This window comes from Suttonella ornithocola (genome assembly GCF_001889065.1).
GTDB classification, from domain to species: domain Bacteria; phylum Pseudomonadota; class Gammaproteobacteria; order Cardiobacteriales; family Cardiobacteriaceae; genus Suttonella_A; species Suttonella_A ornithocola.
This window is the reverse complement of sequence record NZ_LWHB01000132.1, coordinates 1-15907: the sequence shown is the minus strand read 5'-3', so window position 1 is coordinate 15907 and position 15907 is coordinate 1. Positions and strand designations below refer to the sequence as shown.

Annotated in this window: 21 protein-coding genes; 11 read left to right on the top strand and 10 right to left on the bottom strand. The window is 39.8% G+C overall.

All coding sequences use genetic code 11. The annotated features are described in order from the left end of the window. Positions 1-406: 406 nt before the first annotated feature. The 6 genes from A5N85_RS10075 to plsY all read right to left on the bottom strand — a co-directional run bounded on the left by A5N85_RS10075 (position 407) and on the right by plsY (position 7663). On the bottom strand, positions 407-616 hold the full coding sequence (locus tag A5N85_RS10075) for a hypothetical protein (protein WP_072577113.1): 210 nt from the start codon (positions 614-616) through the stop codon (positions 407-409). Beyond that, the gene (gene nth / locus A5N85_RS10070) at positions 613-1266 is read right to left on the bottom strand and encodes an endonuclease III (protein ID WP_072577112.1); all 654 of its coding nucleotides are present in this window, start codon (positions 1264-1266) and stop codon (positions 613-615) included. Before nth ends, A5N85_RS10075 begins: the two co-directional genes overlap by 4 nt. 266 nt (positions 1267-1532) lie before the next feature. Beyond that, the gene (locus A5N85_RS10065; RefSeq protein WP_072577111.1) at positions 1533-1754 is read right to left on the bottom strand and encodes a hypothetical protein; all 222 of its coding nucleotides are present in this window, start codon (positions 1752-1754) and stop codon (positions 1533-1535) included. Positions 1755-1843: 89 nt separating this feature from the next. Beyond that, positions 1844-6598 carry an NAD-glutamate dehydrogenase gene (locus A5N85_RS10060; protein ID WP_072577110.1) on the bottom strand — a complete coding sequence of 1585 codons (4755 nt, stop codon included), beginning with the start codon at positions 6596-6598 and terminating at the stop codon, positions 1844-1846. 15 nt (positions 6599-6613) lie between these two features. Next, entirely contained in the window at positions 6614-6991 is a 378-nt protein-coding gene (gloA2, locus tag A5N85_RS10055; protein ID WP_072577109.1) for an SMU1112c/YaeR family gloxylase I-like metalloprotein, read from the bottom strand. A gap of 63 nt (positions 6992-7054) precedes the next feature. Next, positions 7055-7663: a glycerol-3-phosphate 1-O-acyltransferase PlsY gene (gene plsY / locus A5N85_RS10050; RefSeq protein ID WP_072577108.1), complete on the bottom strand. Its 609-nt coding sequence runs from the start codon at positions 7661-7663 to the stop codon at positions 7055-7057. A gap of 48 nt (positions 7664-7711) precedes the next feature. Between plsY and folB the strand changes: the two genes are divergently transcribed. From folB to A5N85_RS10020, 6 genes are all read left to right on the top strand, one after another. Beyond that, on the top strand, positions 7712-8071 hold the full coding sequence (gene folB, locus A5N85_RS10045) for a dihydroneopterin aldolase (protein ID WP_072577107.1): 360 nt from the start codon (positions 7712-7714) through the stop codon (positions 8069-8071). A 9-nt stretch (positions 8072-8080) separates the two neighbouring features. Next, complete coding sequence (gene ftsY / locus A5N85_RS10040) at positions 8081-9295, top strand: signal recognition particle-docking protein FtsY (RefSeq protein WP_072577106.1); 1215 nt, start codon at positions 8081-8083, stop codon at positions 9293-9295. 28 nt (positions 9296-9323) lie between these two features. After that, positions 9324-10187 (top strand): RNA polymerase sigma factor RpoH, encoded by an 864-nt coding sequence (gene rpoH, locus A5N85_RS10035; RefSeq protein ID WP_072577105.1) that lies wholly within the window; start codon positions 9324-9326, stop codon positions 10185-10187. A 64-nt stretch (positions 10188-10251) separates the two neighbouring features. Further along, complete coding sequence (gene fur / locus A5N85_RS10030; RefSeq protein WP_072577104.1) at positions 10252-10671, top strand: ferric iron uptake transcriptional regulator; 420 nt, start codon at positions 10252-10254, stop codon at positions 10669-10671. A 6-nt stretch (positions 10672-10677) separates the two neighbouring features. Continuing rightward, positions 10678-11064, top strand: coding sequence for a methylglyoxal synthase (locus tag A5N85_RS10025; RefSeq protein WP_072577103.1), 387 nt, complete (start codon positions 10678-10680; stop codon positions 11062-11064). Between the two features lie 8 nt (positions 11065-11072). After that, positions 11073-11333 (top strand): hypothetical protein, encoded by a 261-nt coding sequence (locus A5N85_RS10020; RefSeq protein WP_072577102.1) that lies wholly within the window; start codon positions 11073-11075, stop codon positions 11331-11333. A gap of 38 nt (positions 11334-11371) precedes the next feature. Here A5N85_RS10020 and A5N85_RS10015 read toward each other — a convergent pair whose 3' ends face one another. Then, positions 11372-11647 carry an RnfH family protein gene (locus A5N85_RS10015; RefSeq protein ID WP_072577101.1) on the bottom strand — a complete coding sequence of 92 codons (276 nt, stop codon included), beginning with the start codon at positions 11645-11647 and terminating at the stop codon, positions 11372-11374. Then, positions 11634-12068 (bottom strand): type II toxin-antitoxin system RatA family toxin, encoded by a 435-nt coding sequence (locus tag A5N85_RS10010; RefSeq protein ID WP_072577100.1) that lies wholly within the window; start codon positions 12066-12068, stop codon positions 11634-11636. The genes A5N85_RS10015 and A5N85_RS10010 overlap by 14 nt, the downstream gene beginning before the upstream one ends. A gap of 59 nt (positions 12069-12127) precedes the next feature. Between A5N85_RS10010 and smpB the strand changes: the two genes are divergently transcribed. From smpB to A5N85_RS09995, 3 genes are read left to right on the top strand one after another with little or no spacing between them, the layout of a single operon-like run. Then, entirely contained in the window at positions 12128-12598 is a 471-nt protein-coding gene (gene smpB, locus A5N85_RS10005) for an SsrA-binding protein SmpB (RefSeq protein ID WP_072577114.1), read from the top strand. A 9-nt stretch (positions 12599-12607) separates the two neighbouring features. Continuing rightward, the gene (locus A5N85_RS10000) at positions 12608-13312 is read left to right on the top strand and encodes an MBL fold metallo-hydrolase (RefSeq protein WP_072577099.1); all 705 of its coding nucleotides are present in this window, start codon (positions 12608-12610) and stop codon (positions 13310-13312) included. A gap of 9 nt (positions 13313-13321) precedes the next feature. Then, positions 13322-13588 carry a GNAT family N-acetyltransferase gene (locus A5N85_RS09995; protein ID WP_072577098.1) on the top strand — a complete coding sequence of 89 codons (267 nt, stop codon included), beginning with the start codon at positions 13322-13324 and terminating at the stop codon, positions 13586-13588. 3 nt (positions 13589-13591) lie between these two features. On the opposite strand, the gene A5N85_RS09990 is transcribed toward A5N85_RS09995, so the two are convergent. Further along, on the bottom strand, positions 13592-13810 hold the full coding sequence (locus A5N85_RS09990) for a hypothetical protein (RefSeq protein WP_072577097.1): 219 nt from the start codon (positions 13808-13810) through the stop codon (positions 13592-13594). 164 nt (positions 13811-13974) lie between these two features. Between A5N85_RS09990 and A5N85_RS09985 the strand changes: the two genes are divergently transcribed. Next, on the top strand, positions 13975-14655 hold the full coding sequence (locus A5N85_RS09985; RefSeq protein WP_072577096.1) for a heme exporter protein CcmB: 681 nt from the start codon (positions 13975-13977) through the stop codon (positions 14653-14655). Here A5N85_RS09985 and A5N85_RS09980 read toward each other — a convergent pair. Continuing rightward, positions 14644-15570: a lysophospholipid acyltransferase family protein gene (locus tag A5N85_RS09980; RefSeq protein ID WP_249023956.1), complete on the bottom strand. Its 927-nt coding sequence runs from the start codon at positions 15568-15570 to the stop codon at positions 14644-14646. The two genes, A5N85_RS09985 and A5N85_RS09980, sit on opposite strands and share 12 nt — an antisense overlap. Positions 15571-15590: 20 nt before the next feature. Between A5N85_RS09980 and A5N85_RS09975 the strand changes: the two genes are divergently transcribed. Beyond that, positions 15591-15907, top strand: a 317-nt coding sequence (locus A5N85_RS09975) for a Maf family protein (RefSeq protein WP_211268148.1), incomplete at its 3' end; no start/stop codon positions are given.

The following is a 15907-nucleotide window of genomic DNA, read 5'->3' as shown; positions in this document are numbered from 1 at the left end:
TAATTAGTATTTCACAATATAAGCCTTATCTAGCAATTCTATCGGTAAATGATGCTCTGTTTTTTAGATGATTTGATTATAGCCCTGACTTAAATCCTATTGTAAAGAGCTGGGCTTGGATTAAGTAAATACGCAAAGAGTGGCGGATGGATTATATTGATACTTTGTTCTTTTATCTGCTTTGGATTGTTTTTTAGTTGATTTAACTATAGCTGAATAAGTTCATTTCGCATACAAAACGACGAGCCATAGACAGCACAAATCGGAACTGTAAGACAAGCCAACGCTGTATGCGAATTAAAGACATTTAGCTATAACCATTCTAGTAGCCTTTTCACGATGATTTTTCTGGTGGTTGCTTATCACTTTGTATGGCACTCAATCTATTCAGCAATATAAAAAATCGTCATATACCATCAATAATCCATCCTGATACCACACCGAATAATCCTATCACTTGTAGCAACACGGAATACCATAAGCCATTATCCCGTGCATATTTAAAAGCATAAGTCGGCATATAAAGCTGAACCCAATAATCTCTCTTATGATTGAGCGCGTGAACGAAACTTATTCCCCAGCCTAAAATTAAAAGAATAGCAAAGCCTACCATCATGATAAATTCTCTGGATGTGCACATAAATCAGATACCACACAAGCATGACAATGTGGTTTGCGTGCCGTACACGTATAGCGTCCATGTAAAATCAACCAATGGTGTGCATCCATCAAGTACGCTTTAGGAATAACTTTCATGAGTTTTTGCTCTACCGCTAATACGGTTTTTCCCGGCGCTAATCCTGTGCGGTTTGATACCCGAAAAATATGTGTATCAACGGCCATAACGGGTTGCCCAAATGCTGTATTCAATACTACATTCGCTGTTTTTCGACCAACACCCGGTAAGGCTTCTAAAGCTTTACGTTCACTAGGGACTTCTCCCTGATATTGTTCTAATAATATCTGACAAGTTTTTATCACATTTGCGGCTTTGCTATTAAATAGCCCAATGGTTTTTATATAGGCTTTTAGCCCCTCTTCCCCTAATGTCAAAATCGCTTCTGGCGTATTCGCCACAGGGAACAACTTAGCTGTCGCTTTATTCACGCTGACATCTGTCGCTTGTGCAGAAAGCATGACCGCAATCAGCAACTCAAAATGACTGCTGTAATTTAGCTCTGTTGTCGGATGAGGATTTTCAGCTTTCAAACGCTCAAAAAACTTTTCAATATCTGCTTTTTTCATTTTACTTGAAGATTTATTCATAAAAAAATTGAGTATTCTCTACTCAATTCACTCTTTTTAATCAGATTGACATCAGCAAAATCACTAAAGACAAAGCGTCCGTTTGATCAAATAGTATTTTGGATAAAATCATTACGGATTGAGCAATATCAATTTTTATAATTTTCTGAAAAATGAGACTTTAATTTTATTACGGCATTTTATTCATAGCCAAATTCCCAAAATACATACAACAGTAACTATATATCTGTTGTATGTATTTTTCTGGGACACCGCTATATTATTGATTATTCATCATCATAAAAATAGCCGTCTTCTTCTCTGAATTCGTCTTGGTCATCATCGCCATAAAACCAGCCATCTTCTTCGTCGCGCGCTATCCCATCACCCCAATCGAGAGGATCACTACCTAGCTCGCGGATATCGTCCTCTTCAAAATCTAACGCATCTTCTTCATCGTAAGCATCAGTAAAATCGTCATCAAATTCGTAATCAGTATCAGGAAACATATTTTCACCTTATAGTTAACCTTTCATATAAATCCCCCACCAAGTCTTTTGGCGGGGGATTATGAGATATTATTTAATCACTATTTCTCTCACTGTGCATCTAAAACTGCAATTTCACCCAGCAAAACCGATAGACTGGCTAAACTAATGTTTTCTTTATCTAGCTCTTCAATGCTTTGATAAAGATGCGCCAAATTGTCTTGATGTGTTTTTTGCCATTGTGCGATAGAGACTTGCTGCGAAAGTATTTTTTCAGTTAATGCGCTTAAGGTTGTGTGATAAGTAGTTTGCAAAGCGTTTACCGCTCGACGTTCCCAATAACTCTCTGCTGGCAATGTTTCCATCTGCTCAATAAACCACTCTCCTTTTAAAAGTTCACGCAATTGAACATACTGATCTGCCACCAACTGAATATCCATATCACTTTTTTCTGTGAGTAAAGCAATATCTAACGCAGCGTAAGCATTTGTTAAAGTCGCAAATGCTTGAGCAATGTCTGCTGGGATACCTTGCGCTTGCCAATTATCAATTAAGGTTTGATCGATGGTTTGTATCGCTGGATGTTGTTGGCAAAGTGTCGTAACGCGAGATTTAAAACGCTCAATAGCCGTATCAACTTCTATTGGCTTAGGTAATTGTCTTAAGAACCAATATGTTGCTTTTGAAATCAATTGACGTAAGGTTTGCCCAAGCGTAATTTGTGCTTGTGCCGGTACTTGATTATCTAGCTGAGCAATCATTTGCCAATAATCTCGCGCATCAAATACTTCTCGAGCAATAGCATACGCACTAGCAATATCGCAAATATCAGCACCGCTATCTTCTGCGACACGGAATACAAACGCTGCTCCCATTCGGTTGATAAGCGAGTTCGTTAGATAAGTGGCGATAATTTCTCTATGCAAGCGATGCTCGCGCATTTGCTGCGTATATTTTTCACTTAGCATAGAGGGGAAATACCGCTCCAATTCCGCACTAAAATAAGGATTATCTGGCAACTGACTGGCTAGTAATTGATCGTATAACCACATTTTGCTATACGCCAAAAGCACTGCTAATTCTGGATTAGTCAAACCTTGACCATTTTTACGACGTTCGCGTAAGGTTTCTTCATCGGGTAAATATTCGATAGCTCTGTCTAATCGCCCTTCTCGCTCTAATTGTCGAATAATTCGCGCATGTTCGCTAATTAAAGCAGGATTTGCAGCAGCCGTTTCTATCGCTTGTGGTTGAAGATAATTTTGACGTAATACCAATTTTGCCACTTCATCAGTCATTTCTGCTAATAACGTGTTACGTTGTTTTTCAGTCATATCTCCTTTTTCAACGACTGCATTGAGTAGGATTTTGATATTAACCTCATGGTCAGAGCAATTTACCCCGCCACTATTATCAATCGCATCGGTATAAATTCTGCCGCCATTTTGTGCATATTCAATGCGTCCACGCTGAGTCACACCAAGATTTCCGCCCTCGCCAATGACTTTGGCCTGAACCTCATTTCCATTGACACGTAAGGCATCATTTGCACGATCGCCTACTTCTGAATGCGTTTCTTCACTATGTTTGATATATGTTCCAATGCCGCCATTCCAGAGTAGTTCTACTGGCGCTTTTAATAATTGTTGAATCAGTTCATTGGGGGTTAAGCGCTCTGCCTCGATACCAAATGCTGCTTTCATCTCTGGCGTAATAACAATTGATTTATCTGCCCGAGAAAAAACACCTCCGCCTTTACTAATTAAGCTACTTTGGTAATCCGCCCAATTTGAACGCGGCAACTCAAATAATCGCTTACGCTCTTGATAACTGCTTTCTGCATCTGGACTTGGGTCAATAAAAATATGTAAGTGGTTAAATGCCGCTTGTAACCGAATATGCTTAGAAAGTAACATTCCGTTACCAAAGACATCCCCGCTCATATCGCCAATGCCAATCACGGTAAAATCTTCTTTCTGAATATCCTTACCTAAATGGCGGAAATGGCGCTTAACTGATTCCCAAGCACCTCTAGCAGTAATTCCCATGCCCTTATGGTCATAACCCACAGAACCACCGCTTGCAAAAGCATCTCCTAACCAAAAGCCGTACGCTTTTGCCTCTGCATTAGCAATGTCAGAAAAACTTGCGGTGCCTTTATCCGCTGCAACGACCAAATAGGGATCATCACCATCATGGCGAACGGTATCTTTTGGCGGAACAACTTTACCTTCCACCAAATTATCCGTGATATCTAATAACCCTCGGATAAAAGTCTTATAGCATTCGATGCCTTCTGCCATCATTGCTTCACGAGAAGCCGTTGGTGTTTTCACCACAAATCCGCCTTTTGAACCGACGGGTACAATCACAGCATTTTTAACCATTTGTGCTTTAACTAACCCTAGCACTTCTGTCCGGAAATCCTCCATTCGATCCGACCACCGCAATCCACCGCGGGCAACTTTTCCACCACGCAAATGCACGGCTTCCACTTTTGGTGAATACACAAAAATCTCTACCATTGGACGCGGTTTTGGCAATTCAGGAATTGCCTGAGAATTAAATTTGAAAGACAAGCGATTTTTTCGGCTGCCATCCTCATTGCGCTGATAAAAATTGGTGCGCAAAATAGCGTTAATCAACGTGAGATACCAATGCAAAATTCGATCTTCATCTAAACTTGCCACTTCTTGCAGATAATCTTCAATTAAGGTTTGATATTTTTCTGCTTCTGTTTCTAACGATTTTGGATTTAATCGTGCATGGAATAGCTGAATCAAAGCCACCGCAATTTTGGCATTTTTCACTAACGTTTGATGAATATAATCTGCGGAGAAAGGCGCTCTTGCTTGAATCATATAGCGTGCTAAAGCGCGTAAAATTACGACTTCATCCGCATTTAGCTGACTGGTTAGCACCAACTCATTTAAGCGATCGCTTTCAATTTCTCCACTACAAACCCGCAAAAATGCATTTTCAAACTGCGCGCGAACCACTGCCATATCAATACTCTGCACATCCCGCAATGCCAAATCATATTGCTGCATCCAGAGTGCATCATTTGCATTTGGTTGAATCTTAAACGGATGAGCGGCACTTACCAACACGCCAAAATGCTCTAGCTTTGGCAAAATATAGGTCAAGGTCGGCGCTTCTTGTCTGCCATATAATTTCAAATGCAAACGATCTTTGCGTTCGCCACTGCTTTGAAACAAATGTAACCCCAAAGGTTGTGACTCAGACAGTGCTTCTAATCGCTGCGTATCGACAACTGCCACCGCCGGTGAAGTCATTTCACGATAAGCGGCGGGATAAGCCTGTTGATATTTCCGCTGTAAACGATTGGCTTCCACTTCGCCTTTTGCTCGACTTAATTCCGTTGCAAAATCATCTTTCCATTCGCGCATTGCTGCGGTTAACTGCGCCTCTACCTCTGCCAAATCCGGAAACTGGATACTACTAGGCTCTGTACGAATATGCACATGAATACGAGCATGATGCGCATCAGAAAAGCGCGTATTAAACTCCAACGCCTTTCCACCAAACGCCTTCATCAGAATCTTTTGCATTTTAACGCGCATTTCTGTTGAAAACTTGTCCCGAGGAACATAGACCAAACACGAAACAAATCGTCGATAACTATCTGTTCGTGCAAATAAACGTAAACGTTTCCGATCTTGTAATTGCAAAATACCTAAAGCCATTGGGTAAAGCGTATCGACATCTGCCTGAAACAAATCATCACGTGGCATCTGATTTAAAATATGGCGCATTTTCTTATCTGCATGTCCTTGCGTTGGTAAGGCGGCGCGCGCTAATACTGCTGATACCTTATCGCGTAACAGTGGAATTTGATCAGGCGTAAGCTGATAAGCGCTAGCGGTTAACAACCCAAGAAAACGATACTCACCAACCACCAAGCCTTTTTCATCAATCTTTTGAATCCCTAGCATATCCATATAAACCGGACGATGCACTGGCGAAACCTGATCTGCTTTAGAAAAACGCAACACTTCTGGTTGCATCATACGCGTTTGCAAATCGGTCGGTAAATTCGCAAAGCTCGCAGAAATCTTATCCTGCCCCTTTTCTCTCAGAACCCCTAAGCCACTGCCACCAACACGATGCCACTCTCGTTGCCCTTCAGCATTTTCCTGGATGCGATATTCTCTAAAGCCTAAAAAAGTAAAATGCCCATCTGCCATCCATTCTAAAAAAGCACGAACTTCTTCTAGCGCATATTCACTATAAGATAACTCTTGGTCAGTCAGTGATTGACAAATGACATTAAGCTTATCTGCCATTGCGCCCCAATCTCCGACAACTACATCTAACAAACTAATCTTTTCTCTTAGCTTTTCTGCAATTCCCTCTAATGCTGCCTGATTTTCTAAACGATCAATTTCGCAATACATAATTGATACATGTGTATCACTACTTTCTGAAACCTTATCAATCGCCACAATATTGCCGTCATTATCTCTAGAGAGATGAACAATCGTATGCAACAAGCGATGCATGACTACTTCCGCTGCATCCAAAGCCATCACCAAAGTATCCACCAAAAACGGACGGTTTCTGACCACAATTTCAATTACCGTATGGTCGCTGCCATAACCATCACTTTCTACATCAGGATTAAATACACGAATGACAGGCGCCTTACCGCTATAACGCGCTAATAAAGAAAAGTGCGTTAATAACATTCCCGCTAAAGCCGTATCAGACAACGTAGCGGCATCATCTTGCGCAAGATGGCTAAAATAAAGAGGCGCAAATGCCGCTAGGCGGTCATGCGTTTGCGTTTCCAAAGAAGGCAGCTTTTTCAAAACTGCCTGTAAACGATCATCAGTTAGCGTCATAGTGATTCCTAACAGTTAAGATTGATAAAACTCAATGGGTAATCCATCTGGATCTTTAATAAAGAAAAAAGACTTACCAGTAAACTCATCAATACGAATGGGTTCGCATACTATCCCTTTTGCAGAAAGCGCTTGATGCTTTTGACCCACATCAGCAACGGCAAAAGCAATATGCCGTGCACCGCAGGCTTCAGGCACATTTGGACGTGAAGGAGGATTAGGAAAAGAAAATAGTTCAATCAGATACCTTCCCTGACTGCCTAAATCACACTTCCAAGAATCGCGAGCTTCCCGATAATGTTCCGCTAAAACCTCTAATCCAAGAAGCTCTGAATAAAAAAACTTCGATTTCGGATAATTGGAAGTAATCACTGCAACATGATGAATTTCCATGCTCTCCTCTTCCTCTAAAAATAGTAAGCTTAGTATAACAAATCCTCAGAAAAATCTTATTTCTCACCGTTTTTTAAATGCAGACTCTTCTCCACTGCGTAAACGACGAATATTATCCTTATGACGGTAAATCAAAATTGCGACCATCGCTAAAATCATCATTGGCAACTTAATATTATCAATCATTAAAAAAGCCAACCACGGCGCACAAAAAGCGGCAATTAACGCAGACAAAGAAGACACTCTAGTAATTGCAAAAACCGTTAACCAAATGCCTAAAACAATCAGCGCCACTCGCCAATCCCAGACGAGTAACACGCCAAGCGCCGTTGCTACGCCTTTTCCGCCCTTAAAGCCAAAAAAAACAGGAAACATATGCCCTAAAAAAGCGCCCATACCAGCGGCTAACCAAGCTAATTCATTTAGCGGAAATAGCCAACGAATAATTAAAACTGCCAATAAACCCTTTAACAAATCCCCTGCTAAGGTTAAAGCTGCAGCTTTTTTTCCTCCGACTCTCAGTACATTTGTTGCGCCGGGATTGCCAGAGCCTTGCGTGCGTGGGTCAGGTAACCCCATCATCTTACAAACAACAACAGCGCTACTTACCGAACCTAAAAGATAACCAACAGCTGCCCCTATTATCACAAATAACCAAGCAGTACTTTCCATTTAAAAACTCCTCTGAGATAATCATACCCTTTCAAAACGATGCATTTTATGAAAGACACCATTTTCCTAAATAACCTTGCTGTTGAGGCAATCATTGGCATTTTGCCCCACGAACGCCTTAAGAAGCAAACATTGATTATCGATTTGGCGCTAGAAACAGATTTTACTGCTGCTGCGGAAAGTGATGATGTTGCAGATGCTATTAGCTATGCTGATGTTGCTGATTACACTCTAGACTTTGCGCAACATTCCGAATTTGGCTTACTAGAAACCTTTGCTGCCGCATTGATTGATGCCTTATTTGCGGAATTTCCTGTTGATGCCATCACGATAACCCTACAAAAACCGGGAGCTATTGCTGCCACGCGTGAGGTTGGTATAAAAATGCATCGCCGTCGCGAACAATAAGAGGGTACTATGGTCTTTAATTGGTTCAAAAAATCTAAAAAAACAACTACTGAAACACAAGAAACATCTCAGCAAGAAAACGAAGACATTCAGAACGAAGAACAAAATAATCAAGAAGAAGCGCCTTCTGAAACTGCTGTAGAAACTGAGGGAACAACCTTTCTAAATGAAACCATCCCTTCAGAATCTCTATCTCAAGAAAAAACCGAAACACCACAGACAGAAACTGAGAAAGTTGATACGCTAGAAACCGAACAAACCATTACTGAAACACCTGCCGCAGAACCGCTTCCACAGCCTGCTGAAAAACCAGAAAAAACAGGCTATTTTGCTCGCTTACGAGATGGACTTGCGAAAACAAGAAATAGCTTCGCAGATTTATTTCTTGGCAAAAAAGCGCTAGATCAAGATCTTATTGACGAGCTCGAAATGCGTTTACTCACTGCTGACGTTGGCATGGAAATCACCGAGAAAATCATTACGCAAGTTACCGAGCAAATTTCTCGAAACCAACTCAATGATGCTCAAGCGGTTCAAAAAGCTGTTGCTGAGCAAATGGAAACCCTTCTCCAGCCTTACGAACAGCCACTAGACATAGAAACCCATCAGCCTTATGTCATCTTAATGGTTGGCATTAACGGTGCCGGCAAAACTACTACTATTGGTAAACTGGCACACCAATTTAAATCTGAGGGCAAAAAAGTCATGTTAGCTGCGGGAGATACCTTTAGAGCAGCAGCCGTTGAGCAATTACAAACTTGGGGCGAAAGAAATAACGTTCCAGTCATTGCACAAAAAACCGGCGCAGACTCTGCTTCAGTTGCCTATGATGCCTTACAGTCTGCTAAAGCTCGTAGTATTGATGTATTAATCATTGATACCGCCGGGCGTCTGCATACACAAGATCACCTCATGGAAGAATTGAAAAAAGTTAAACGCGTATTGCAGAAACTAGATGGAAACGTACCTCATCAAACATTACTCGTTATTGATGCCGGTAATGGTCAAAATGCCCTACGTCAAGCACAACATTTTAACGAAGCAATGCAATTAGACGGCATTGTCATTACCAAACTAGACGGCACTGCAAAAGGTGGCATTATTTTTGCCATCACTGAAAAGCTCAAACTCCCCATCCGATTTATTGGAGTTGGAGAAAAAGCAGACGATTTACGTCCTTTTAACGTACAAGACTTTGTAAAAGCGTTATTATATACACAATAGAATTTTTAAAACTTTATAGGAAAAATAGATGACAACCAAAGCATTAGCACTTAGTCAACCACAATGGTTGACCCCAAGTAGCGATATTGACCAATATATCGCCAAAGTGCGCCAAATTCCGATGCTAGATGCTGAAGAAGAACGCAAACTTGCTGAAGACTTACAACAAAATAACTCTTTAGAAGCCGCTCAAGCGCTCATTATCCATCATCTAAAATTTGTTGTGCACATTGCTCGTGGCTTTAGCGGATATGGATTACCGCTAGGCGATCTTATTCAAGAAGGAAATGTTGGGCTAATGAAAGCTGTTAAACGCTTTGAACCCCAAAGAGGTGTACGCTTAGTTTCCTTTGCAGTACACTGGATAAAATCAGAAATCCATGAATACGTTATTCGTAATTGGCGTATGGTTAAAATCGCTACCACTAAATCGCAACGTAAACTCTTTTTCAACTTACGCAGTTTGAAAAAATCCATGAATTGGCTAAATGATGAAGAAGCACAAGCCATTGCCAATGAGCTAAATGTCTCAACGAAAGACGTTTATGAAATGGAAAGCCGTATTCAAGGACAAGATATTGCATTTGACCCAACAGACAACAATGATGACGATGACGCTTTTTCGCCATCTGCATGGTTAACTGATGACAGTATTGACCCTGCTGAATATACCGAATCTGCTGAACAAGAAAACCGGCTACAAGCCCAACTCACCGCCGGACTTGAAAAACTTGATACTCGTAGCCGAGAAATTGTAGAAGCACGTTGGTTAAATGATGATAAAAAAGAAACACTACAAAGTTTAGCAGATAAATATCAAGTATCTGCAGAACGTATTCGTCAAATTGAGCAGCAAGCAATGGCGCAACTTAAAACGGGCATTACCCTTTAATACGCTTCTTTATCATTTAAAAAACGGTATAATGAAGCGAAAATCAAAGGAAAGGTAAAACAACATGAGCCAACAAATTAAAAAAGCTGGACTAAAAGTTACTGGTCCGCGAATGAAAATTTTAGAGATTATGGAACGTGAAACTTCCGGTAACGATGTTCATCTCTCTGCCGAAGACGTTTATAAAATCTTACTAGCTAATGATGAAGATATTGGACTTGCAACTGTTTATCGCGTATTAACACAATTTGAACAAGCAGGACTTTTAAAGCGTCATAACTTTGAAGGTAATCATAGCGTTTTTGAAATTGACAATGGCGACCACCATAATCATCTTATCTGCGTAAAAACTGGAAAAGTCGTGGAATTTTATGATGAAGTCATTGCAAAACGTCAAAAAGAAATCGCTGAAGAACATGGCTTTACTCTAGAAGACCACAGCCTCGTTCTCTATGGCGTTTATAATGGTTCAGATAGCAACTAATACAAAATGGAAATCTCTCCCCGTATTGCCTTAGTCGCTCATGATGCTAGAAAGCCCGCTATGAACGAGTGGGCACTTAAACATTATGATTTCTTATCTCGTTGCGAGCTCTATGGAACTGGTACAACAGGCGGACAAATTGCCGAAACAACAGGATTAAAAATCACTCGCCTACTTTCAGGACCACTCGGAGGCGACCAACAAATTGGCGCAATGATTGCGGAAAAACGTTTAGATGTCTTAATTTTCTTTTTTGATCCACTTTCCGCTGTTCCACACGATGTTGATGTCAAAGCCCTGCTCAGAATTGCGACCTTATATCATACGGCAGTTACAATGAATGAGCGGACAGCCGATTTAGTCGTATCAGCATTAGAACAAGAAATGCCTTAACCCTTTTAATGAAGGATAATAAAAAATGGATATTTTTTACTATAGCGATCTATGTCCAGACTGCCCCCCCCTTTGAAGCAGAACTTCAAAAATCAGGAAAACCTTATCAAAGCATCAATATCACCGCTAGTATGAAAAATCTTAAACAATTTCTTAAACTCCGAGATACACATCCAGCATTTACTTCAATCAAAGCCGCAGGGTTTGCAGGTGTTCCTTGCTTACATACTGCTAATAACCAATGCTTCTTTGAAATAGAACAGCTCTAAATCACTCTCAAATACTCAAACAGCTTAACAATATTATCTTAGCGCCGTGCCCTTTGCCGGCGCATTTCTTTAGGATCGCATACTAATTGTCGATAAATTTCTACCCTATCCCCATTTTTTAATTGCGTATCTTGCGAACAAGCTTGGCTAAAAATGCCTAATTCTATTGTTTCTAATGAAATCTCTGGAAAAAATCGAACCATTCCAGAACGCTCTACCGCTTGAATTGCAGTAATTCCCTCATTAGCTTGTAAAACAATAATTTTCTGCTTATCTGGCTTAGCATAAGCCACTTCAATTTCAATGAGTGCCATAAATTTTCTTTGCTCTTTCTGCAAACGCATCGACCATCGTATTTGCCATATAATCCATCAGCCCACCCAAAATCGGGACTAATAAAAAGGGAACTTCAAATCGCATTTGATATTTCACTTCACATCCACCATTTGGCTGTTCAATAAAATCCCATCGACCGCTTAAATGTTTAAAAGGTCCATTCACTAAGGCAATATCCATCCAATCAGGATAGTGATAACGATTTCTTGTGGTAAAAGATTTCTTAAATCCGCCTTTCTCTGCGGTTAATGTTCCAATAATCTCTTGCTCATCTCGCTTTACTAACTTTGCAGCCGCACACCATGGCAAAAACTCTGGATAACGTTCGACATCAGCAACCAAGTCAAACATTTGTACCGCCGAAAAAGGCAATTTCTTCGTCTTATGAATTTGTGGCAAAATAGTCTTCCTTTAATACATTCTGCGCTTTTTGCGCTTTAATGGGATATTATAAGCAAATGAGTAAGAAAAAAACGCACGACAACAACATTATCACCAACAAAAAAGCTTTTCATGACTATTTCTTAGAAGAGCATTTTGAAGCAGGCATTGCGCTTGAAGGTTGGGAAGTAAAAGCCTTGCGTGCTGGACGCGTACAAATCAAAGAAAGCCATGTATTGGTTAAAAATGGAGAGATTTTTTTATTTGGCGCTTTCATTAACCCGTTACCTTCTGCTTCGACGCATGTCTTTCCCGACCCACAACGCACCCGAAAATTATTACTACATAGACATCAAATCGCCAAATTGATTGGCGCTTCTGAGCGCGACGGCTATACCTTAGCACCCATTAACTTATATTGGAAAAATGGGTTTGTTAAATTAGACCTTGCTATCGCTAAAGGAAAAAAAGCCTTTGATAAACGCCAAGTCAAAAAAGACCGCGATTGGCAAAGACAAAAAGCTCGCGTTATGAAAGCTCATCAATAGGAAAATACTATGAAACCAGAAATCATTCAGTTAATGGTTGAAGACCATGACAACTTTATCCATATCATTACTGATCGAGCAAGTGGTGAAGCAGCTATTGTTGATCCCGCTTGGGACAGTGAAGGCATTCAAGAAATCCTAGCAGAGGAAAAACTTACCCTAACTGCTATATTACTGACGCATAGTCATTATGACCATGTGAATGCGGTCTTACCGCTATATACAGACAAAGTAAGCTTATTTATTGGTGAAAATGAATATCCGCACTGGTCAGAGTGTCCAGAAGATGCCATTTTAGTTAGCGAAGGTGATGAAATTCAATTTGCCAAAACCACCATTAGCGTTATATCAACGCCAGGTCATACTGCTGGTGGGGTTTGTTATCGTATAGATGATAATCTAATGACTGGTGATACCCTATTTATCTATGGATGTGGACGGGCGGATTTACCTGGTGGAGATGCTAAAAAACTGTATCACTCTTTACAAAAGCTCAAAAAACTACCGCCTCAAACAAAATTATGGGTTGGTCATCATTATGGCATCACAGAAGAAAGCACACTTGCTGAACAACTTACTGGCAATCCTTTTTTGCTCATTGAAAACGAGGAAGACTTTGTACGCTATCGCAATATTTTAGCGAGTAAAACCCGCCAAATGCCTTATGAACCTATTACCAAAGAAGCACTCAATCAAGTGCTGAAATCAGCTTAAGGAAATATCATGATTACTAAAGACAATAACCGTTTTATCTATCAAGAAAACAATGAAATACTTGGTGAAATCAGTTTTACACCAATCGAAAATCAGATTATCCGCGCTGAGCATACTTACGTTCATCCAGAGGTGCGTGGAAAAGGCATTGCTGGTCAATTACTTGATGCACTCGCTGATTATGCTAGAGAAAACCAATTAAAAATACAGCCTATTTGCTCTTATGCTGTTTCAGCTTTTAAGAAAAGTGATAAATATCAAGATGTTTCTATCTAAAAACTAAGAAGTTTTATTAGAGGATTGATGAGTAGAAATGCTATGATTTTTTAGCGTTTCTACCAAATGCAAATAGCCACCTTTAGTTGCTTCTTGTAAAACAGCACGACTTTCTTCTTTACTCAGACCTGTCTGTTTAGCCGCTTGTAACCACAGTTTTAACAATAGTAAACCATGCCGATTTAATACCGTATCTATATCCCAAACAGCTTTTTTAGTCACTAAAACTCCATTGATTAAATCACATGCATATTATAATAACGCATTGAAGAATCTGATATAAACTCAACAATGAGTAATATCTAAAATATTGCTATGAAAAAACTATATATCCTTTACAGTAAACGCTACATTTAATATCTTCCATTCCATGATGCTTTTTTACTATGTTTAATAGCTTTTCTTTATTGATTCGACGGGAATTACTAGGTCACTGGCGTAATCCGCAATCTATCTTACAACCTATTCTATTTTTTGCACTAACCTTATGCTTATTTCCCATTGCGCTAGGTGCTGATAATGCTTCTTTACAACAAATTTCTCCAGCAGCATTATGGATTGTCTTACTTTTATCTACCCTTTTAGGTGCAGAAAAAATTTTTCGACTGGATTATGACACAGGCATTTTAGCGCAGGATAGATTACATTTTTCGGAGTTATGGTTGGCTGTTTTCAGTAAAATTATTGCCGCATGGTTACAGTTTATCCTTCCTTTACTGCTTATCTTGCCTATCTTAGCGTTATTATTACATTTGCCTTATTATCATCTTCCCATCATTGCCCTACTCTTAACCATGGGAAGTTTTTGTTTACTACTCATTGGGACTATGGGCGCCGCTTTAAGCTTATCAGGGACGCAAAGCACATTTCTGCTATTTCTCATTGTTGTGCCTTTTTATATTCCTATCTTAATCATTGGTGTAACTGCTACACATGACGCATTAATCGGTTTACCTACCCAAGCCCAAATCGCTTTATTAGGCGCTTTATTATTCTTTTCTTTAATAACCGTTTTACCTTTTTCGGCTTTAGCGATTCGCAATCAGCCTTATAAATTATCGTTCTGAATACCAATTTTCACTAACATCAGGACGTGTTTTAAATCGACGATGCATCCAGAAATATTGCTCTGGGTACTGTCTGATTTCTTGTTCATAAACCTTATTAACTCTTTCCATCACCTGAATATCTGACTCACCCTCTTTTGGCTTAATTTCAGGCAAAATACGTACAACATAGGCTTTTTTCTCTCGCCAAATAAAAACTGGAATCCAAGCAGCACCTGTTCTTTCTGTCAACTTAGGTAAAATATTGACTGAGCTCGCTGGAATATTGAAAAAAGAAGCAAAAACACCTACTCGCCTTCCCATATCTTGATCCAAGGCATACCATAAATTTCCACCGTTTTTTAAAATCTTTAACACATGCCGCATATCTTTAAAATGAACCAGTTCTGTTGCTGCACGACTGCGTTGATAATAAATCCATCGATCAAAAAAACGATTTTTTAATGGGCGAAACATCCCCGCACTTTTAACATATAGCCCAAGTAATCTCACCCCTAATTCCATAAGTGTCGAATGAGAACCAACTAAGACCACAGGTTGATTAGCGTCAAAAATCTTACTTAAATCCGCTGGGTCTCCTTCAAAGCGAGAAATCGAACGAAGATATTTTTCAGAACGAAGCCAAGCCATCCCTGTTTCGATAAACCCATATCCAATGTTCTGCGCAATCTTCTTAGCTAAAACCTCCCGTTCCTTATCTGATAGCTCTGAAAAAACTAAAGAAAGATTTTTATACACAACAGCTTGGCGATGCTTTGCTAAAGCAAAAGCTAATGTACCTATCCAGCCTCCAATCATCATTCTCAATCGCCATGGAAGCCTAACAATACCCCACAATAAGCCTAGTAACAGCCAATAGCCGATAAATCTAAAATGGAATAAATCTTTTAAATCTTGCACACTATACCTTTTCAATTATTAAAGTGGATATCCTTATGAATATTATACTTGCCTCTACTTCTGTCTATCGAAAAGCGCTTCTCTCTCGACTAGGAATCAAATTTGAAACCGCTAATCCGCTTATTGATGAAACACCTCTGCCAAGTGAAACCGCAGAATCGCTGGTTAAGCGACTCGCTATTGCCAAAGCTTCAGCCATTCAAACCAGTGATAATCATTTTGTCATTGGCTCAGATCAAGTAGCAACCTTTGAAGGCGACATTATTGGAAAACCTAAAACAGCTGATAATGCTATTGCCCAACTTTCGCGCTTTTCTGGACAAAAAGTCACCTTTTTAACAGGATTATGCTT